Source organism: Hartmannibacter diazotrophicus, from assembly GCF_900231165.1.
Lineage (GTDB): Bacteria > Pseudomonadota > Alphaproteobacteria > Rhizobiales > Pleomorphomonadaceae > Hartmannibacter > Hartmannibacter diazotrophicus.
The window spans coordinates 4,810,977-4,830,127 of sequence record NZ_LT960614.1; the positions used below are offsets into that span (position 1 = coordinate 4,810,977).

Genomic DNA, 19,151 nt, shown 5'->3' on the forward strand with positions numbered 1-19,151 from the left:
CAAACGTCGAGCGGACCTTGCCCCTACCGGACGACACGTGATGTATGATTCAGACTTTCTCAACCGTCTCGAAACCGGCCTGCGCGGCGCTCTGCCGCGCTGGGGGCTTTCCGATGCGACGGACCTGAAGCTCCTCACCATCTCCGAAAACGCCACCTTTCGCGCCCACGATCCGGCGGACGGGCGCGACGTGATCTTCCGCGTTCATCGGCCGGGCTACCACACGAAGGACGAGATCGCCTCGGAGCTCGCCTGGCTGAAGGCCCTCGGCGCGGATGGCGTCGTCGAAACGCTGACCGCCATCCCGCAAGCGGGCGGCGAGCTGATCGCCGACATCGACGACGACGGCGTCGTCCGCCACGTCGTCGCCTTCGGTCTCCTGCCCGGCAAGGAGCCCCAGGAAGGCGAGGATCTCGTCCACTGGTTTCGCGAACTCGGCGCGATCAATGCCCGGCTGCACGCCCACGCCAAGGACTGGCGCAAGCCCGAAGGCTTCGCGCGCAAGGTCTGGGACTACGACGCCATGCTGGGCGAGACCCTGCTCTGGGGCGACTGGCGTGAGGGCCTCGGCCTGACGTCCGAGGGACGCGACGTGCTGGAGCGGACCTCGACGCTTCTGAAAAGGCTGCTGGAGGACTACGGCAAGGACGAGGATCGCTTCGGTCTCGTCCATGCCGACATGCGCGTCGCCAATCTTCTGGTCGACGGCAGCCACCTCTCTGTCATCGACTTCGACGACTGCGGCTTCTCCTGGTACCTCTACGATTTTGCCGCCGCGATCAGCTTTATCGAGCACGAGCCCTATATCCCGGACCTGCTGGCCGCCTGGATCGAGGGCTATCGGACCGTCGCCGCGCTTTCCGAGGACGACTGCGCCATCATCCCCGTCTTCATCATGCTGCGCCGCATGCTGCTGACCGCCTGGATCGCCTCCCATTCCGAAACGCCGACGGCCGAAGCCATGGGAACCGCCTATACGCAGGGAACGGTCGAACTCGCCCGTGCCTTCCTGGAAAAATACGCCGCGGCGGAGGAGATGGCCGGAAAATGAGTTCGCGCGAGAAACAGATCCTGGCGCTGAACGCCTTCGGCGACCGCCCTCTCACCGGCCTTGCCGAAGACGTGAGCGCGCTTGTCGCCCGCCGCCGCAAGAGCTTCGGTGCCGCCTCCGTCCTCTTCTACGAGGAGCCGCTGAAAATGCTGCGGGCCGAGGGCGCGCGCATGTACGCCTCCGACGGACGTGCCTACCTCGATTTCTACAACAACGTCCCGACCGTCGGGCACTGCCATCCGAAGGTGGTCGAGGCCGTCCAGAAGCAGATCGAGACCCTCAACATCCACTCCCGCTATCTCTTCGACATCTCTCATGACTATGCCGAGAAGCTGCTGGCGACCTATCCGGCGGCGCTGTCCAACCTCGTCCTCGTCTGCACGGGCAGCGAGGCCAATGATCTGGCGCTGAGGATCGCCCGGAAGGCGTCCGGCGGCACCGGCTTCGTCGTCACCGAGACCGCCTATCACGGCAACACGGCCGCCGTGACCGAAGTGTCGCCGTCGTCCTACAAGACCGGAGCCCCGCCTGCGCATGTACGCACGGTTCCAGCGCCCGACCCCGCGATCTACGGCATGGACATCGTCGGCGGCTTTGCCGCTGCGGTCGAGGAGGCCATCGCGGCGATGAAGGCCGACGGCATCGAGCCGGCCGGTCTCCTCGTCGACACCATCTTTTCCTCCGATGGCGTCTATGCCGACCCGCCCGGCTTCCTTGCCCCCGCCGTCGAGGTCATGCGCCGGTCCGGCGGCGTCTATATCGCCGACGAGGTGCAGCCGGGTTTCGCGCGCACCGGCGCCGGCATGTGGGGCTTTGCCCGCCACGGCGTCGAGCCCGACATCGTCACCATGGGCAAGCCGATGGGCAATGGCTATCCCATCGCCGGGCTCGTCACCCGGCCGGAACTGCTCTCGGCCTTCTGCGACGACTTCGGCTATTTCAACACCTTCGCCGCAAGCCCTGTCGCGACTGCCGCCGCCATGGCCGTGCTGGAAGCCATCGAGGAAGACGGCCTGATCGCCAATGCCGCCCGCGTCGGTGCGCACCTGACGCAGCGGCTGGAAGCCCTGCGCCAGCAGGTGCCAACGATGGCGGCGGTCCGCGGCGCCGGGCTCTATCTCGGCGTCGAATTCCGCACCGCTGACGACGAGCCGGCGCCGGAGATCGCGACCGGGCTCATCAACGGCTTGCGCGAGCACGGCATTCTCATCGGCGCCGCCGGCCGCTATGGCAACACGCTGAAAATCCGCCCGCCGCTCTGCGTCACCGAGGCCGATACGGACCTGCTTGTCGATGCCATGGCGGACCTGCTGACCTGACGACCGGCCTGTGGCGCGCTGTCAGGTGTCCCGGCTGGCTTTCTCGATGAGGAAGACTAGAACACGGCCGTCCTTGCGGTGATCGACGAGCAGGTCGCCCGTCTCGCGAACGAGATGGGGGATGTCGATGGCCGCCAGCGCATCCGTGCAGCGGACCTCGATGCGCGCGCCGGCGGACAGCATGCCGAGCTTGCGCCGCGTCTTGATCGCCGGCAGCGGGCAGTGAAGGCCGCAGAGATCGACGATCTCGGCAGGCGCGGAATGGCATTGATCCATATGGCACCGGGTTGGGGTCAAGGAACGGTCTGGCGGCGAAGGTTACACCATCAGGCAGCCATGCAGGAACCGGTCCGAATAGGCCAACGCATCCCGTATCCGGTTGTTTCCCCGGCGCAACAGCGGCGCCCGAAATGTCGCGGCGGTTTCGGCAATGTTGACATTGCCGCTGACCGGCGATCAGGTTTGGTTAATAAGACGGTCGGTACGAGTTTCAAGGCAATCGATTTTTGAAGAACATCGGGGTCCCCCGGCGGTGCGGACCCGATGAGGAAAACCTTTGATGCAGGAAGAACTGGCAAAGGCTCCCGTCGTCTCGTCGGCTCCGATCGAGGGACTGAAGGGAAGCCGGGCACGACGGACGACGCACCCGGTCCTGTGGGCCGGACTTCGCGTCGCCTATATGATCGGCCTCCTCTTTGTTCTCGTGCCCTTCGGCTCGACCGCCGAATTGCCCATGAGCCTGGTCACGGTCTATTTCACGGTCCTCGCCATGGCGATCGCGCTCGCCTTCGGGATTGCCAAGCCGCTGCGCGTCGCCGCCGGCCTGGCGGTTGGCCTTCTCGTGCTCCTGGCCGGCTGGGCCTTTCTTCAGACGGTTCCATTGCCGGACCATCTCCTCGCCAATCCGATCTGGACCTCGGTGAAGGACCTCGGTGTCACGGCGGCCCCGGTCATCTCCGTCGCGCCCGGTGACACGCGCTTCGCGCTCCTTGGCCTCGCGCTGCCATTCATTGTCTTCCTCGCCGGGTTGCAGGCCTTTCCGGACGACAAGAGCGCAAAGCTCCTTCTTGCCTTCCTTGGCATTTCCGGCGGCGTCATCGCTGTCTGGTCGATCGGCCAGTTCCTCCTTTCGCCCGACATGCTGCTGACGGAAAAGAAGAAATATTATCTCGACAGCGTGACCGGCGTCTTCGTCAACCGCAACACGGCGGCGACCTATTTCGGCATCTGCAGCCTGATCCTGTTCTCCCTCGCCTGGCAGAATGCGCAGAAGGTGGACTGGGGCCGGCTGTCCGCCTGGATCGGCGGGGCGGCAAGGGCATCCATGCCGGCCTTCAACTGGCGCATGTGGACCTATTCCATCCTGATGCTCGTCTGCCTGCTGGCGCTCTTCATGACGAGATCGCGGGCCGGCGTCGGCTCCTCCTTCCTCACCTTCCTCGCCATGGTGCCGATCCTTGCCGCCATGGGGTTCCGCCGCGAGCGCAAGATGGGCTTCGGCCGCAGCCGGCGCACGCCGCCGTGGCAACGGGCGATGCGCGCGGCGATGGCCATGGTCATCGTCGTCATTGCCGGTGTCGCCTTCTCCGGCCGCGCCGCCTACCGGGCCAGCATCGAGGGCGTGGATGACCCGCGTTTCTGCGTCTGGCCGGGGATCGTGCATGCCGTCAGGAACAACTGGCTGACCGGGACGGGGCTTGGTACCTTCCAGGACATCTTCCCGGCCTACCGGGATCCGCAATGCGGCATCACCGGCACCTTCACCCGCGCCCATTCGGTCTATCTGCAGGGGTTTCTGGAACTCGGCATCGTCTTTGTGATCGCCATGGTCGTCGGCCTCGCGGCCCTTGTCATCATCCATGTCCACGGCCTGAAATCGCGGCGCAGTTATGCTGTCTTTCCCGCCCTCGGTTTCGGTGCCATTCTCCTCGTGGCGGCCCACAGCGTCATGGACTTCTCGCTGCAAATCCCGGGGTTTGCCGTTATCTTTGCCGCGACGCTCGCCGCCACGACAGCGATATCCCTGGGACGCAACGCCTTGCCTTCGCAGTCGAAACCGAAATCGACGCGCTCCCAGCCGCCGCCAGTTAACCTTAAAACCATCGAGATGGAGCCTCCCATGGTCGGGGATACCGAAATTTCAGAGGATCCGAAGAATAGTCGGCGGGATTCCGCGGGACCGTTTCCCGAGGGTGGTCTGAAGACGTAACGAATAACGGCACCAGGTATCTAAGTGAACTTGATCTCGAAAATCGACGCAAAGACGCTCGTTCTGGCCGTTGTTGCATCATTCATTTTCGTATTCGCCCTCAATGCCATTTATGCCCCGATGTTGAACAACGGCGATTACTGGCGCGTGGTCGGGGCGTTCAATGTCGATGCTGTAACATGGCGGCCGCTTCCTGCCTGCATCGCGGTCAATGACAGCGTCGGCTGGAGCGAACTTCTTCCCGCCTCGACGATGCGGACCATTCTGGCCGCGATCTTCATCGGCTTCCGCTTCGCCGGCGAGCCCTGCCTGACGCCGAATGGGATCTTCATCGGCCTGAGCGCGATCTACTTCCTCGGTGTCGTCCTGATCGCCGCCGTCGGCACGATCGGCCTCGGCGCGCGGATCGGCACGATCCTGGGACTTTGCTTCGCCTATTCCTTCGTCGGCTTCTACATGAAGTCCGGCTACGAGGCCGCCTCCGTCCTCGCCTTCCTGCCCCTGTTCACCTTCGCCGCGATGGTGCGCAGCCGGATTGTCTACCTGCTCGCTTCCGCGGCCATCCTCTATTCCAAGGCCCAGATGATCTTCCTGGTCCCGTTCATGATCTATGCCTATGTGCGCTGTGTCCGGCTGCCACTGCCGCGGAAATGGATGGACGCCGCCGTCATCCTCGTCTTCCTCGTCGCGCCGTCCGCCGTGCAGCTCTACAAGGCCAGCCAGTACGGCCTGACCGAACCCAACGCCTACAACCGCGTCTACAACGGCTTCGGATGGACGCTGCAGGGCGTCGCGGACTGGCCCGTCCACGAGTTCCGCAGCCGGAAGGGCTATTTCGACGAACACAAGGCGGAGCTTCAGGCGAGGACCGAGTTCAAGTCACTCTTTCCCGACAGCAAGCTCGCGGGCACCTCATACTGGCCGACGGGTGCGGCCATCCGGGACGACGCCGGCGAAGAAGACGTCCCGGCACTGGACAAGTCGCGGCTGAGGGAGAGCTTTATCGCTCTGGCGACCAACGGTCCGTCTCACCTGCACTGGGTCCGCACCGCCCTCGAACTCGCCTATACATCGGATTACAGCCTGGACTACACCCGCAGCCTGTCGCCGTTGGCGAAGTCCGGGCCCCTCTCCTACGAGAGCGTCTCGGCCGCGATCCTGGCGAACCTCGGCTTCGTCTTCCTCGCCTTTGCGGTTCTGACGGTGCTGATCGCCCGCCGATTCGACCTGCTTCTGCTCGCGGGCTACATCGCCGCCGGCGCACCGATGTTCACGGTCACCGGCGACGGCTTCTTCGAATACGAAAAGCATCTCTTGCCCGTGATGATCTTCGTCTTCGCGCTCCCCGGCATCGCCGTCGCATGCCGGAGCGTTGCCCTGGGAAGACGGGGCTAGAGAAAATCCGGGAAAAGCATGCCCTCGCGAAGGCACGGGTGGGAGCAGGCTCTCCGCCCGGATTTGCGCGATAGCAACGGCATGGAGCGGCGAAAACTCCGGCCGGACGGACGGGGTCAGATATTCAAGCCCTTGAAGATCCGCTCGGGAATGTTGCGGATGATCAGCATCACGAGCTGCCAGATCGGACGCACGTAGATCACGTCCTTCTTCTTCTCCACCGCCTTGGCGATGGCCTCACCGACCTCCTCCGGCTCGGCCGTCAGCTTCGCCGGAAGGTCCATGCCTTCGGTCATCTGGGTATTCACGAAGCCCGGCAGCACCGTGACGACGTGAACGCCCTTCTTGGCGAGCCGGTTGCGAAGGCCGGAGAGAAACGCCGTGAAGCCGGCCTTGGCCGCGCCGTAGACATAGTTCTTCGCCCGCCCGCGCTCGCCGGCGACCGAGCTGATCCCGACCAGCGTTCCCGAGCCGCGTTCGACGAAGCGGTTGGCAAGCTCGGCAAAGAGATTGGCCGGACCTTCGAAATTGCTGCGCATGACGCGGATCGCCTGCGGCAGGTCCCGCTCGTTGTCCTCCTGCTCGCCCATCAGGCCGACGGCGCAGACGGCGATCCCGGGCAGTTCCGGCAGGCCCGAGACGAAATCGGCGTGGGTCTCGGTCGCCAGCGCATCGAAATCGTGCACCGAAACCGGCACCTTGAAGCGCAGCTCCATGTCCGTCCTGTCGGCCTCCAGACTCGCGGCGTTGCGCGCCGCAAGCTGGATCGGATGCCCCAGCGAGGCGAATTTATGCGCGACCGCGCGCCCGATATCCGACCGGGCACCGAGGATGAGAACCGTTGCCTTGCTCAAAGGGAGAGCCTTTCCGATTGTTCCGACTTGAAACGCGCCTTGAGACCGCCTGCCGCGCGCATGTCACTGAAGACGGCGGCACGCGCATCGCTCTGCGCCAGCGTCTTGGCGGACATCCGGCTGTCCTTGGCAAGATAGAAGCGCCCGCCATGATCGACCGTGATCCGGTCGAGATGGTCCATCAGGTTCAGCGTCTTCCTGCTGATCGGGAAATCGAGCGCCAGCGTGTAGCCGAGCATGGGGAAGGAAAACCGGCTCTCCTGCTCGCCGAAACGCTTCAGGACAGCCAGGAACGATCCGGCACCGGCCCTGGAGATCGCCTCCAGAAGGGCGCGCAATCCGTCGCGTGACCGGTCGAGCGGCAGCGCGCACTGGAACTGCAGGAAGCCACGGCGGCCATAGATGCGGTTCCAGCCGAGGATCGCGTCGAGCGGATAGAAATAGGTATCCCAGTCGACGAAGTCGGTCCCCGCCTTGCGTGCACCGTTCCAGTAGTAGAGCAGGTTGAAGGCGCGCACCGTGAGGCTGTTGAGCGCGAAGGACGGGGCATCGAAGGGCACGGACTTCTTGCGCTTGGCTCCGGTCTCGAAGGGCCGGGCCTTCTTCGCCGCGTCGAGTTCGCCGCGCGTCGCATGCTCGCCCAGCATGACGAGCGAACGGCCGAGCTTGCTGCCGGAACTCAGGCAGTCGATCCAGGCGACGCTGTAAGTCGCATCCTGCGAGGATTCGAAGGCATTCATCGCCGCGTCGAGATCCGGCGCCGGGATCATCGTCTGCCGGATCCAGCCGCTCTCGACCGGCTTGAGGCGCATGGCGGCCCTGAGGATCACACCGGTCAGGCCCATGCCGCCGACGGTCCACTCGAAGAGGTCGCGGTTTTCCTCGCGTGAGCAGCGTCGCAGCGTACCCTCGCCGTCGATCAGGTCGATCCAGTCGATGAACTGCCCGCAGCTTCCGTCGAGATGGTGGTTCTTGCCGTGAACGTCCGCCGCGATCATACCGCCGAGCGTCACGAACTTGGTGCCGGGCGTGACGGCCGGAAACCAGCCGCGCGGCAGGAAGGCGGAGATGATGTCGGCGAGAAGAACGCCTGCCTCGGCGACCAGTTGGCCGCTTTCGGCGTCGAAGGCGATCATGCGATTGAAGTGCCGCATGTGCACCGTGTTCTGGCAGCTGACCGCGCTGTCGCCATAGGCCCGGCCGTTGCCGCGCGCGATCGCCTTGCCCTCCTGCAGCTGCGCAAGCAGCGAGGCTTCGTCGCGCGGCGCCGTCAGTCGGGCCTCATGGACCGGAAACCGGCCCCAACCGCCCAGTTTCATGCAGGCTGCCTTGCATTGAGGGTCGCATCGGTAAAGACGAAACGACGGTCAAGGTTGTATTTGACCACATAGCCGATGGCGAGGCCGATGATCGCGCCGAGTTCGCGCATCTCGTCGGTATGCGAAGCCATCCAGAAGATGGTTTCCATGCCCCAGAAGATGGCCGTCGTGACGAGGCCCATGGTCGTATAGAGCGTGAATTTCTGGCCGTGCGCCTTCACGCCCGTCGCGGTGTCGTAGAAGATCCAGCGCTTGTCGAGCACGTATTTGACGAGCAGGCCAATGATGGTGCCGACGCCGATGGCGGCGGCGAAATGCATCCAGGTGCTGCCTGTCAGCAGGACAAGACGCTGCATGGCAAGATTGACCAGCGTCGCCGCGACCGCAAAGAAGGCGTAGCGCAAAACGAGCGTCTTCAACGTCATATCAGCATGCCCCCGGCGGCGAAAACGAGAACCAGCAGCAGGCAGATCTGGCTGATCCGGTCCTTGGTTGCATAGACGACGGGATCGTCGTGCATGTTGCCCCGGTGGGTGACCATCACCATGCGGCTGATCCAGTAGAGCAGCACGAGACAGATGCCCCAGAGCGCGGCCGGATAGGGATAGAGCACCATCACGGCCGGCGAGTTGAGATAGAGCGCCATCACGAGCACCGACACGTAGCCGGAGCCGATCGCCATCATCGAGACGATCGGAACGTCATCCACATGATAGCCGCGCCCGGTGGCGCTGAGCTTGCCGCGCTGGGCGCTGTCCACCAGTTCCGCCTGCCGCTTGACGGCGGCGAGCGAGAAGAAGAGGAAGATCGAGAAGGCGAGCAGCCAGACCGACAGCGGAATGCCGGTCGCAACGCCGCCAGCGACGATGCGCACCGTGTAGAGGCCGGCGAGCACGCAGATGTCCACGACCATGCGCCGCTTGAGATGCAGCGAGTAGGCCGTCGTCATCACGTAGTAGCCGAGCATCACCAGCGCGAATTTCCAGCCGAGCGCCAGCGAGATCAGCACACCGGCCAGAAGCAGGCCCGGCGCCATCCAGGTTCCGTTGGCGATCGGGATCGCGCCCGATGCGAAGGGCCGCTTCTTCTTGCGCGGATGAGCCCGGTCGGCGGCCAGATCCAGAAGGTCGTTCAGCACATAGACGCTCGAGGCGATCAGGCTGAAGGCGACGAAGGCAAAGAAGCTTTCGAGGACGGTGATGATGTCGAGCTGGTGCGCCGCGAACATCGGCAGGAAGACGAGGCTGTTCTTCAGCCACTGATGCGGCCGGAGTGCCTTCAGATGCGCCTTGGCGGACGACCCGGAGGTGGTCAGGTGCTCGAACTCGGGCCCGAGCTTCTCCGCCTGGCCGCGCAGCGATGTTGGCGCGTTGACGGTGATGACCTTCTTGGCATGCTGCCAGACCGGCAGATCGACCGCGTGGTCGGCCATGTAGGCGTAACCCGTCTCGCCGAAATGCTCGGTCAGGAACTTCGCCTTGTTCGGCCCCTTGAGATTGAGCGTGCCGTCCGAGCCATGCACCTCGTCGAAGATGCCGAGATGGTCGGCGATCCGCGAGGCGATCGACTGATCGCTGGCGGTCACGAGGGCCGTCCGTCCGCCGCGCTCGCGCCACGCCTCGACATAGGCGATCACGTCGGGATCGTAGGGCAGCAGCGTCGTATCGATGTCGGACGCGTCCGCAAGATAGGCCTTCAGGGCGGCGCGGCCGCTGCGCAGGGCATTGGCGGACAGGAAGGGACAGCGCCAGTCCTTGCCGAAGGCCGACCAGAAACTTTCGTAAAGCAAATCCGACCGCAACAATGTGCCGTCAAGGTCGACGACCAGGACCGGATCAACATTCTGGCGTTTATCGAGCACGGAATGCCTTTCTCCAGCTAAGTGATTGAAAATTAATACAAGATGTAATTATTTTTATTGACCATACTCACGGAGCCCCGATGAGGCAAGCTGACCCCGGCGATCCGTTCGAGTTTCTTCAGGTAACGTTTATTCGCTGGCAAAACCCCGGACGAAGCGTGCGGCAACGATCCAGAATCGGCCAGCTCGATCCTCCATATCCTCATTGAAGGGCCGGCCGGCGGAAGACCGGCAGCCAGCAGAGGAGCAGCGCCCGCCTCCGAATCAACGAAGGACAAAGCAAAAATACTGCCAACAATCCAAAAATTCACACGGAAACATTGAAAATATTCCACATTTCAAGCTTAACGAGTATTAACGCTGATCGGTAACCAATTAACTCAGGACGAAGAAATACATAAAATTGTGTGTGTTTACCATTTTGAGCCCATTGCTTCGGGATAGGCAAAATTTTATTGATGCTGGCTAAGAATAAAGCCAAGGCGCATTCCAAGATGTCCAAGTCACGGTTAACGGCAGTTCTCGTATTCGGATTGGCCACTGCACTTCAGTCGACATGTTTCACAGGCACGGCTCAGGCCCAAGACGCGACGGCGTCGGCAGAACAGCCGGCAACCGTTTGCTTCGAGTTTCCGGCAAAGCTGTCTGACGCCGAGGTTCTCAACTTTCTCAGTAATCCCGGCGCCCTCCTGACGTCTTTCCCGTCCGGCGGCCTGCCGATGTCGACCCGGGTGCGCGCGCTTGTCGGGTCCAGTTCGAACACGCTCGATCCCCTCATTGCCCTGCTCCAGAGCGCCAGTTCGCTGCAGAAGTCGGCGATCGGCGCCGGCATGGCGCGCGCGGCCGTCGCCTGCGAGGGATCGCATCTGGAATATTCGCAGCAGATTCAGGAAGCGGCCGCTTCGGTCGACGACGAGACCTTCCTGACCGCCTTCCAGACCGCGCAGGACGACATCCAGACCGCGGCCCTCGGCGGTGGTGGCGGCCTGACGACGGCGGGCGCGATCTCCGGCGGCCCCTCCAACGGGACGACCGGCGGCTTCGGCGACACGAACCTGACGCCCAACAACGGTGCGTCGTCCAGCGCAAGGTCGCGCAGCTTCACGACATTGAGGTCCAATCTGTTCGTCACCAATGACGTCAGCCCGACATCCCAGTAAGGAGCCGGCGCGCGCGGTGAGGGCCCGTCGCCGCGGGCTCTCTCCTGTCCCCGTTGTCCCGTCGTTTCCCCGCCGCTCCGCTTGACGCTCCCGGTCGCGAACGGCATCCTTCGTATGCATACGAACGACTTTCGCGCCACCGCGCGGCAACGGAACACGGGAGAACGGCATGCCGGAGGTGCTGTGGCTGCGTGTCAACGGCATCAGGCATGAGCCGCCGCTTTCGGCGGCCACTCCCCTCCTCCCCTACCTCCGCAACGACCTTCGGCTCAACGGCCCCAAATACGGCTGCGGCCTTGGCAGCTGCGGCGCCTGCACCGTCCTCGTCGACGATGTCGCGGCAAGAGCCTGCGTGCTGACGCTCGCCGACGTCGCGGGACGGTCGGTCGTCACGCTGGAGGGGCTCGGCGACATCGAAGCACCGGATCCCGTGCAGGCCGCCTTCATTGCGGCATCTGGCGGCCAGTGCGGCTATTGCCTGAGCGGCATGGTCATGACGGTGAAGGCGCTGCTGCTGCAGAACCCGTCTCCCAGTGATGACGACGTGCGCGAGGCCCTTCGCTACAATCTCTGCCGATGCGGCGCGCATCTGGAAATTCTGGCGGCTGCAAGGCTCGCGGCGGGAATGTCGCCTGACACCGGTGGTGATGCATGACGCGCCGGGAACCATCGGAAATGTCGCGCGCCGACTGGCTGAACCGTCCCGGCAGCCTTGCCATTGTCGCGCCACGCAACGGCAGCACGGACGATGTTGCTTCGGCTGACCCGTCGGGGCTCGACCCTTACGTCATCGTCGAGGCCAGCGGGGCCGTGATCGGCTTCAACGGCCATGTCGATCTCGGCACCGGCATCCGCACGGCGCTTGCCCAGATCGTGGCCGAGGAACTCGATGTCGGCTTGGCGCGGGTCAGCATGGTGCTTGGCGATACGGCTGCAACGCCCGACCAGGGCCCGACCATCGCCAGCGAGACGATCCAGATCGCTGCCGACCCGCTCCGCCGTGCCGCGGCCCAGGCCCGCCGTCATGTTCTGTTGCGCGCCGCCGAACAGCTTGGCTGCACCATTGAGGCGCTCACGACCGAGGATGGGGTCGTCACCGGGCCGGACGGCGAGCGCCTGACCTATGGCGAGCTGATCGGCAATGCCGCAACGCGCCTCGCCCTTGACCTGCGGACACCGGTGAAGCCCGTCGCGGAGCACCGCATCGTCGGCCAATCGCCCCCTCGCGTCGACCTGCCCGCCAAGGCGACCGGCGGCCTCACCTATGTGCACGACATGCGCCTCGACGGCATGCTGCATGGCCGCGTTGTGCGCCCGCCCTATGCCGGGCTCGACGCAGGACACTTCGTCGGCACCAGCCTTCTTTCGGTCGACGAAACATCCATCGGCCATCTGCCGGGCATCGTCGCGGTCGTCGTTGAGGGCGACTTCGTCGGCATCGTTGCCGAACGCGAGGAAATCGCCGAGGCAGCGATGGAGGCGCTGAAGGTTGCGTGGAAGCCCGCGCCGAGCCTGCCGGACATGGACGACCTTGCCGGCGCCCTGACGGCCAATCCGTCGACGCCGCGCCGGCTTCTCGACAAGGGCAACGTCGACGAGGCGCTGGAAAGTGCCGCCAGACGCATGCCCCGCCGTTATCTCTGGCCCTACCAGATGCATGCCTCCATCGGTCCGTCGGCGGCGCTCGCGCGCTTTGAGGACGGACGCCTGACGGTCTGGTCCGGAACCCAGAACCCGGTGCCGCTGCGCGCTGACCTTGCCCTGCTGCTCGATCTGCCGGAGACGGCCGTCGATGTGATCCGCATGGAAGCGGCAGGCTGCTATGGCCGCAACGGCGCCGACGACGTCACCGCCGATGCCGCGCTTCTGGCCCGGGCCGTCGGCCGGCCGGTGCGGGTGCAGCTCTCCCGCGCCCAGGAGCATCTCTGGGAGCCCAAGGGTGCGGCTCAGCTCATGGATGTCGACGGCGGACTCGATGCGGCGGGAGACGTCGCCGCCTACGATTTCACGACCCGCTATCCCTCCAACAACGCCCGCACGCTGGCCCTGCTGCTCACCGGCAAGGTGCCGCCCGTCGCGCCCGTTCTTCATATGGGCGACCGTACGGCAATTGGCCCCTATGACTTCGCGAACCATCGGGTCACCGTGCACGACATGGCCCCCATCGTCCGCGCGTCCTGGCTGCGCGGCGTCTCGGCCCTGCCGAACAGCTTCGCGCACGAATGCTACATGGACGAGCTTGCGACCAAAGCCGGCGTCGACCCGGTGGAATTCCGGCAAAGGTATCTCAAGGACGCGCGCGCGCTGGAACTTGTCCAGGCCCTCGCCCGGCGCGCCGGGTGGGAGCCCCACGCCGGCCCCCGCATGCGGCGCGACGAGAACGGCATCCTGCATGGTCGTGGCTTTGCCTACGCGCTCTACATGCACTCGACATTCCCCGGCACCGGCGCGGCATGGTCCGCCTGGGTCGCCGACGTCGCCGTCAACCCCGAGACCGGCGAAGTCGCGCTCAGGAAGGTGACCGTTGGTCAGGACAGCGGCCTGATGATCAACCCGGAGGGCGTAAGGCATCAGATCCACGGCAACGTCATCCAGTCGACGAGCCGCGTCCTCAAGGAAGAAGTGACTTTCTCCGACATCGCCGTCGCAAGCCGCGAATGGGGCAGCTATCCGATCCTCGCCTTTCCCGAGGTGCCGGACATCGACGTGATGATGGTGCCGAGGCCGGACGAGCCGCCGCTCGGTGTTGGAGAATCCGCCTCCGTGCCAAGCGCTGCGGCGATTGCCAACGCCATATTCGACGCGACCGGCGTGCGCTTTCGCGAGCTTCCCTTCACGCCGGAGAAGATCAGGGCAGGCCTCGAGGCGGCCGGGATCGCCTCGCCCTCCGGGACAGCCTTCGCCCTTGCCGCGCCGCCTCCGCCGAAGCTTCCCCGGTTTCGCCGCCGATGGACCATCGCCATCGCGGCTGTCGGCGCCGTTGGTTCGATCGGACTTGCGAGCCTGCCGATCCGCCCGGCCATTCCGCCGATTGCCCGCCCCGATCCGGCGGTCTATTCCACCACGACCGTGGAAAGGGGGCGGATGCTCGCCGCGCTCGGCGGCTGCATCACCTGCCACACCGCGGTGGGCGGCCAGCGCCTTGCCGGCGGCCGGCCCATCGAGACGCCCTTCGGCACCATCTGGTCGACGAACCTCACGCCCGATCCGCAGACCGGCATCGGCGGCTGGTCCTATCCGGCCTTCGAACGGGCGATGCGTCAGGGCATTTCCCGCGATGGCCGTCACCTCTTCCCGGCTTTCCCTTACACGTCCTTCGCCAAGGCATCCGAGGCCGATCTCCAGGCAATCTACGCTTATCTGATGACGCAGCAGCCGGTCCGGCAGGCGGCCCCGCCGCCGCAGCTTGCCGCGCCCTTCTCTGTCCGTCCGCTGATGGCGGCCTGGAACACGATGTTTCACGATGCCGCTCCATTCCGGGCCGATCCCTCCCGTTCAGACCTCTGGAACCGGGGCTCCTACCTGGTCGAGGGCCTTGGGCATTGCACGGCCTGTCACTCGCCGAGGAATGCCCTTGGCGCGGAGGAAAAGGGCCGTCTTCACCTTGCCGGCGGAACGGCGGACGGCTGGGAAGCACCGGCCCTCACCGCGCTCGGCAAGGCCCCGATCCCCTGGGACGAGGAAGCCTTCCATGCCTATCTCAGCACCGGATACTCCGATCTGCACGGCGTCGCAGCCGGCCCCATGGCGCCCGTGATCGCCGAACTCAAGGACCTGCCCGACAGCGACATTCGCGCCATGGCGCATTATCTTGCCAGCTTCAATACGCCGGCAAACGACCCGCAGGGACGAGCCGACGAACTGCACGAGAGAAGCAACGCGCTCGGTCTTCGGCTGCAATCGATGCCGGAGTTCGCCCAGGGCGCGCGCCTCTACGAAGGGGCTTGCGCCGTCTGTCACGAGCGCGGCAAGGGCCCGGTCCTCTTCGGCGTCAAACCGTCGCTGGCGCTTGTGACCGCCATCCAGTCCGACACGCCGGCAACGCTCATTCGCGTCATTATGGAGGGCATCAGCGTGCCGGAAATCGGCGGCCTCGGCGCCATGCCCGCCTTCGCCAGCCATCTCGACGACGGCCAGATCGCGGCCCTCGCCCGCTATATCTGCGCGCGCTTCGCCCCGGACCGCCCGGCTTGGGAGGGGCTGGAGGAAATCGCGAAAAGCATGAGGATCAAAGGATCGAACTCATGACCGGATCGAGGCGCCCCGGCCGATGGCTGCGCCCCTTGCTCCGCCTTGACAAAGGCTGCCCATCGGCCAGATCATTTGCATACGAACAATACGGCTCCCTGAGCCAGCGCGGGACCATGCCATGACCGATCCCGACACGGCCGACTCCATGGACGACAAGGTACGCTGTGACGCCTGTCCGGTGACCTGCTACATCCGGCCCGGCATGGCTGGCGCCTGCGACCGCTATGCCAACCTCGATGGCCAACTGGTCCGTGTCGACCCGCACGTTCTTCTGGCGCGAACACTCGAGGACGGCGGGGCGCTGGTGCCGTTCTCCCGCCAGGCCGACGGCTGGGACGGCACCATCCTTTCCGACGAGCATCATTTCGTCACCGCAATCGGCGCCGGCACCACCTATCCCGACTACAAGCCCGCGCCCTTCATCGTCTCCTCGAAGGTCGACGGCGTCGACATGGTAACGGTCGTCACCGAGGGCATCTTCAGCTATTGCGGCATCAAGGTGAAGGTCGACACCGACCGCTTTCTCGGCCCCGAACAGTCGGCGGTCCGCGCCGACGGCGAGCCAATCGGCCACGTGACCACCAGCGAATACGGCTCGCAGATGCTCTCTCTCGGAGGGGTGCATCACCTGACCGGCGGCAGCAAGAAGGAAGGCCGCGTCGCCTGCGAGGCGCTGCTGGACCTTGCCAACGGCAAGCCGGTGGAGCTTTCCATCGACGGAGGGGTGGACATCGTGGTTGCGGCCGGCAAGGCGCCCGTCATCAACGGTCTGCAGGAAGAACGCATGCGGGTCGGCTGCGGCTCGGCCGCCATCGGCATGTTTGCGAAACAATGGCTCGGCGAGGTGGACGACGTCGTCGTGGTCGACGACCACATCACCGGCGTCCTCTCCGAGCATCAGGCCGGCAAGCTGCTCGACATCCCGCCGACAGGCATCAGGATCAAGGGCCGGCGCTCGACACCCGGCCGCTATTTCCAGGTCGCGGCTCCCGGAACCGGCTGGGGCGGCACCAACATCACCGATCCCCTGTCGATCCTCGGCTCCTTCGACACGAAAGTCGCCAAGGCCGGGATGACCTTGCTGATGGTCTCGACCACCGGCGAGCAGGCCGGCTTTTACCGCCTCGACGAAACGCTCTCACCCGTCGAGGACGAGATGCCCGAAGCGCTGCGCCAGTCGGTGGATCTCATCCGCGAAAATTGCGAACCCGCCCTTTGCTCCGTCCTCTTCATGGCCGGGGCCGGCGGATCGCTGCGCGCGGGCGTCACCGAAAACCCGGTGCGCCTGACACGCTCGGTCAAGGACGCCCTGACGCGGGTCACTTGCGGCGGCGCGCCGGTCTATGTCTGGCCCGGCGGCGGCATCACCTTCATGGTCGACGTGACGCGCCTGCCCGAAAACGCCTTCGGCTCCGTACCGACGCCGGCCCTCGTCGCGCCCATCGAATTCACCCTGACGATGGAGGACTATGCGGCCCTCGGCGGGCACATGGAGGCGGTCCGCCCGCTGTCGTCCTTGAATGGAGGAGCGCAGCGCCGGATCGCCCAGCGGGTCCAGAACCCATGGCCCATGACGCGCGACCGATGACGGTCCTCGCGCCCATAAAGGCCTCAGGCTTTCGCGCCTCGGTGCGGCATCTGCCGGACGGGCGGCTGCATCTTTCCGACGGTCCCATCGATCTTGTCATCGAGGCTTTTGGCGAACCCGGAGAGGTGGCCCACGCCTACGACGCCGCAGCGAACCGCTTCGTTCATGTGCTAGACGAACTCTGCAAGGAACTCGCCGTCCTTCGCCGGCCGATTCACCCCGGCGAGACGCCGATCACCTTCCGCTCGCCGGTTGCCCGCGCCATGCAGGCGGCGGTTCGCCCCCACGCCGCGATCTTCATCACACCGATGGCAGCGGTGGCAGGCGCCGTGGCCGACGACATCCTTGCCCACATGACCGCCAGCGCCAGTCTCGCGAAGGCCTATGTCAACAACGGCGGCGACATCGCGCTGCATCTGGCTCCAGGACAGTCCTTCACCACCGGCCTCGTGACCAGGCCGGACAGACCGGCGATCTTCGCGACCACATGCATAGGAGCGGGCGATGGCATCGAGGGTATCGCTACCTCCGGCGCACCGGGCAGAAGTTTTTCGCGTGGCATCGCCGATGCGGTCACGGTTCTGGCTCGTACAACCGCCGAGGCCGACGCGGCGGCGACGGTGATCGCCAATGCGGTCGACCTGCCCGGCCATCCCGGAATTCTGCGCGCGCCGGCCAGCGACCTCCAGCCAGACAGCGATCTTGGGGCGATCCCCGTCACCCGGCACGTGCCGCGACTTGCCGGCGAAGACATCATGGAAGCGCTAGAGTGCGGAGCGCGAACGGCCGAGGCCCTTCTGGATCTCCGGATAATCGCAGGCGCAGCCCTCCACCTGCAAGGCAGCACCCGTCTCATTGGCCGGCTTCGGACGCTGGACGACGACAGGCCCGCCCTGCCACGTGAGGCCCGGACTCAGCCCGGAGCGCCGAGCGACCTGTAGAACTCAAGCGTTTCCCGTCCGCAAGCCTCGAAGGACAGCGCCGCGAGCGCCGCATCCCGCCGGCCTTCTTCCTCCGGTGTGACGTCATGCGTCGAGACCCGGTCGACCGCCTGCGTCAGGCTCAGGGCATCAAGGGCGCTGCTGTAGACCCACGGTGCACCGAACTGCTCCTCAAGATCAGTGAACATCGGCAGGTCCGACGTCAGGAGCCGCCCGCCTGCGGACAGGACGAGGATGGAAAAACCGGAGTTGGACCCGATGAGATAGGGCAGGAACACGGCATCCACCGTCCCGATCAGTTCCTCCATCTCCGCATCGTCCAGGCGATGGTCGATCCGGTGCATCCGCTCCCGGCCGGCCGCATCGAGGCTGGCCTCAAGGGCGTCGGCGTCCATCAGGGGATCGGCCCGCCCTGCGACGACGAGAACGACGGGGCGCCCGCGTCCGTCCGTCTTCGGCAGGTGGCGCAGCGCATCGACATTCTTGTAGGGCTTGAGGTCGCCGAGATAGCCGATGATGAAGGCCTCTCCCTTGTGCATCTCCTGGCGGAGGATCTGCCTCCGCTCCGGCGACACCCGGGTTGTCGGAAAGACCCCGTGGCCGACGAGACAGGAGGGCTTTGCCGCCTGATCCGGATAGGCCTTGAAGAACTGCTCCCGCGAGGAGCGGTTCATGAAGACGTAGCCACTCGTCAGGCGCCGGACCCAGGCGAGATAGGGCATCAGCAGCCACCGATGCCGGGTCTTGAACGGCGTGACGTCGTGCACCGTCCAGACGATCTTCTTGCCGAAAAGCCGGACGAGACCGAGAAAAGCCAGAAAGCTGGCGGCAAGGACAAGCGCCTTCGGCAGGGGATGCTCGGCCACCTTGTGATCGGGAAAATGCATGTGAAGAACGTCGAAGCGCAGGAGCATCGTGTCGGCGCTGCGCACCGGCACGACATCGACACCGATCGCATCAAAGGCTTCGCAGAAATATTTCCAGTATGGATTGCCAATATAGGTCCGGCCGGGAACTGACAAAACGCGCAGGGGTCATTCCTCCCAGATGACGGGAAATCCGGTCGAAGTGCCCGGACTTCCGCTTCGTTCGCTGTCGGAAGGCCTGTCGACAGGACCCGGCGTCACGACGCGGGCACCGGCTCCGGTCGAGCTGGCCGGAGAGGATCGACAAACCTCGGCATCAGGCAAGGTAGCAGCCTGA

At 65.1% G+C, this 19,151-nt stretch carries 15 protein-coding genes; 9 read left to right on the top strand and 6 right to left on the bottom strand.

Annotated elements, in window-relative coordinates; genetic code table 11:
* Nucleotides 1-40 precede the first annotated feature (40 nt).
* Together HDIA_RS22305 and HDIA_RS22310 are read left to right on the top strand one after the other, a co-directional pair.
* Nucleotides 41-1,051: a phosphotransferase enzyme family protein gene (locus HDIA_RS22305; protein WP_099558152.1), complete on the top strand. Its 1,011-nt coding sequence runs from the start codon at nucleotides 41-43 to the stop codon at nucleotides 1,049-1,051.
* Entirely contained in the window at nucleotides 1,048-2,370 is a 1,323-nt protein-coding gene (locus HDIA_RS22310) for an aspartate aminotransferase family protein (RefSeq protein WP_099558153.1), read from the top strand. Before HDIA_RS22305 ends, HDIA_RS22310 begins: the two co-directional genes overlap by 4 nt.
* Before the next feature lie 21 nt (nucleotides 2,371-2,391).
* On the opposite strand, the gene HDIA_RS22315 is transcribed toward HDIA_RS22310, so the two are convergent.
* Nucleotides 2,392-2,646: a sulfurtransferase TusA family protein gene (locus tag HDIA_RS22315; RefSeq protein ID WP_099558154.1), complete on the bottom strand. Its 255-nt coding sequence runs from the start codon at nucleotides 2,644-2,646 to the stop codon at nucleotides 2,392-2,394.
* Nucleotides 2,647-2,929: 283 nt separating this feature from the next.
* On the opposite strand from HDIA_RS22315, the gene HDIA_RS22320 reads away from it, so the two are divergent.
* On the top strand, nucleotides 2,930-4,579 hold the full coding sequence (locus HDIA_RS22320) for an O-antigen ligase family protein (RefSeq protein ID WP_099558155.1): 1,650 nt from the start codon (nucleotides 2,930-2,932) through the stop codon (nucleotides 4,577-4,579).
* Between the two features lie 30 nt (nucleotides 4,580-4,609).
* The gene (locus HDIA_RS22325; protein WP_099558156.1) at nucleotides 4,610-5,974 is read left to right on the top strand and encodes a hypothetical protein; all 1,365 of its coding nucleotides are present in this window, start codon (nucleotides 4,610-4,612) and stop codon (nucleotides 5,972-5,974) included.
* Between the two features lie 116 nt (nucleotides 5,975-6,090).
* Here the strand turns inward: HDIA_RS22325 and HDIA_RS22330 are convergent, their stop codons facing one another.
* The 4 genes from HDIA_RS22330 to HDIA_RS22345 are packed head-to-tail and all read right to left on the bottom strand — an operon-like array spanning nucleotide 6,091 to nucleotide 10,008.
* Nucleotides 6,091-6,828, bottom strand: coding sequence for an SDR family oxidoreductase (locus tag HDIA_RS22330; RefSeq protein ID WP_099558157.1), 738 nt, complete (start codon nucleotides 6,826-6,828; stop codon nucleotides 6,091-6,093).
* Nucleotides 6,825-8,147, bottom strand: a complete 1,323-nt coding sequence (locus HDIA_RS22335; RefSeq protein WP_099558158.1) for an FAD-binding oxidoreductase — start codon at nucleotides 8,145-8,147, stop codon at nucleotides 6,825-6,827. Before HDIA_RS22335 ends, HDIA_RS22330 begins: the two co-directional genes overlap by 4 nt.
* Nucleotides 8,144-8,572, bottom strand: a complete 429-nt coding sequence (locus HDIA_RS22340) for a GtrA family protein (RefSeq protein ID WP_099558159.1) — start codon at nucleotides 8,570-8,572, stop codon at nucleotides 8,144-8,146. The genes HDIA_RS22335 and HDIA_RS22340 overlap by 4 nt, the downstream gene beginning before the upstream one ends.
* On the bottom strand, nucleotides 8,569-10,008 hold the full coding sequence (locus tag HDIA_RS22345; RefSeq protein WP_099558160.1) for a UbiA family prenyltransferase: 1,440 nt from the start codon (nucleotides 10,006-10,008) through the stop codon (nucleotides 8,569-8,571). Before HDIA_RS22345 ends, HDIA_RS22340 begins: the two co-directional genes overlap by 4 nt.
* A 719-nt stretch (nucleotides 10,009-10,727) precedes the next feature.
* Here HDIA_RS22345 and HDIA_RS22350 point away from each other — a divergent pair.
* From HDIA_RS22350 to HDIA_RS22370, 5 genes are all read left to right on the top strand, one after another.
* Nucleotides 10,728-11,168, top strand: a complete 441-nt coding sequence (locus HDIA_RS22350) for a hypothetical protein (RefSeq protein ID WP_157775781.1) — start codon at nucleotides 10,728-10,730, stop codon at nucleotides 11,166-11,168.
* Nucleotides 11,169-11,337: 169 nt separating this feature from the next.
* Complete coding sequence (locus tag HDIA_RS22355; RefSeq protein WP_099558162.1) at nucleotides 11,338-11,823, top strand: (2Fe-2S)-binding protein; 486 nt, start codon at nucleotides 11,338-11,340, stop codon at nucleotides 11,821-11,823.
* 20 nt (nucleotides 11,824-11,843) lie between these two features.
* On the top strand, nucleotides 11,844-15,416 hold the full coding sequence (locus HDIA_RS22360) for a molybdopterin cofactor-binding domain-containing protein (RefSeq protein WP_197708067.1): 3,573 nt from the start codon (nucleotides 11,844-11,846) through the stop codon (nucleotides 15,414-15,416).
* A 121-nt stretch (nucleotides 15,417-15,537) separates the two neighbouring features.
* The gene (locus tag HDIA_RS22365) at nucleotides 15,538-17,007 is read left to right on the top strand and encodes a 6-hydroxynicotinate reductase (RefSeq protein ID WP_099558164.1); all 1,470 of its coding nucleotides are present in this window, start codon (nucleotides 15,538-15,540) and stop codon (nucleotides 17,005-17,007) included.
* On the top strand, nucleotides 17,004-17,948 hold the full coding sequence (locus tag HDIA_RS22370) for a UPF0280 family protein (protein ID WP_099559100.1): 945 nt from the start codon (nucleotides 17,004-17,006) through the stop codon (nucleotides 17,946-17,948). Before HDIA_RS22365 ends, HDIA_RS22370 begins: the two co-directional genes overlap by 4 nt.
* On the opposite strand, the gene HDIA_RS22375 is transcribed toward HDIA_RS22370, so the two are convergent.
* A complete protein-coding gene (locus tag HDIA_RS22375) occupies nucleotides 17,921-18,970 on the bottom strand; it encodes a glycosyltransferase family protein (protein ID WP_099558165.1) in 1,050 nt (349 codons plus the stop codon). The two genes, HDIA_RS22370 and HDIA_RS22375, sit on opposite strands and share 28 nt — an antisense overlap.
* Between the last annotated feature and the right edge of the window lie 181 nt (nucleotides 18,971-19,151).

Excerpts from the sequence above, each read along its gene's own strand:
- HDIA_RS22305 (WP_099558152.1), top strand. The coding sequence starts at position 41 with ATGTATGATTCAGACTTTCTCAACCGTCTCGAAACCGGCCTGCGCGGC.
- HDIA_RS22310 (WP_099558153.1), top strand. The coding sequence starts at position 1,048 with ATGAGTTCGCGCGAGAAACAGATCCTGGCGCTGAACGCCTTCGGCGAC.
- HDIA_RS22315 (WP_099558154.1), bottom strand. The coding sequence starts at position 2,646 with ATGGATCAATGCCATTCCGCGCCTGCCGAGATCGTCGATCTCTGCGGC.
- HDIA_RS22320 (WP_099558155.1), top strand. The coding sequence starts at position 2,930 with ATGCAGGAAGAACTGGCAAAGGCTCCCGTCGTCTCGTCGGCTCCGATC.
- HDIA_RS22335 (WP_099558158.1), bottom strand. The coding sequence starts at position 8,147 with ATGAAACTGGGCGGTTGGGGCCGGTTTCCGGTCCATGAGGCCCGACTG.
- HDIA_RS22340 (WP_099558159.1), bottom strand. The coding sequence starts at position 8,572 with ATGACGTTGAAGACGCTCGTTTTGCGCTACGCCTTCTTTGCGGTCGCG.
- HDIA_RS22350 (WP_157775781.1), top strand. The coding sequence starts at position 10,728 with ATGTCGACCCGGGTGCGCGCGCTTGTCGGGTCCAGTTCGAACACGCTC.
- HDIA_RS22355 (WP_099558162.1), top strand. The coding sequence starts at position 11,338 with ATGCCGGAGGTGCTGTGGCTGCGTGTCAACGGCATCAGGCATGAGCCG.
- HDIA_RS22360 (WP_197708067.1), top strand. The coding sequence starts at position 11,844 with ATGTCGCGCGCCGACTGGCTGAACCGTCCCGGCAGCCTTGCCATTGTC.
- HDIA_RS22365 (WP_099558164.1), top strand. The coding sequence starts at position 15,538 with ATGACCGATCCCGACACGGCCGACTCCATGGACGACAAGGTACGCTGT.
- HDIA_RS22370 (WP_099559100.1), top strand. The coding sequence starts at position 17,004 with ATGACGGTCCTCGCGCCCATAAAGGCCTCAGGCTTTCGCGCCTCGGTG.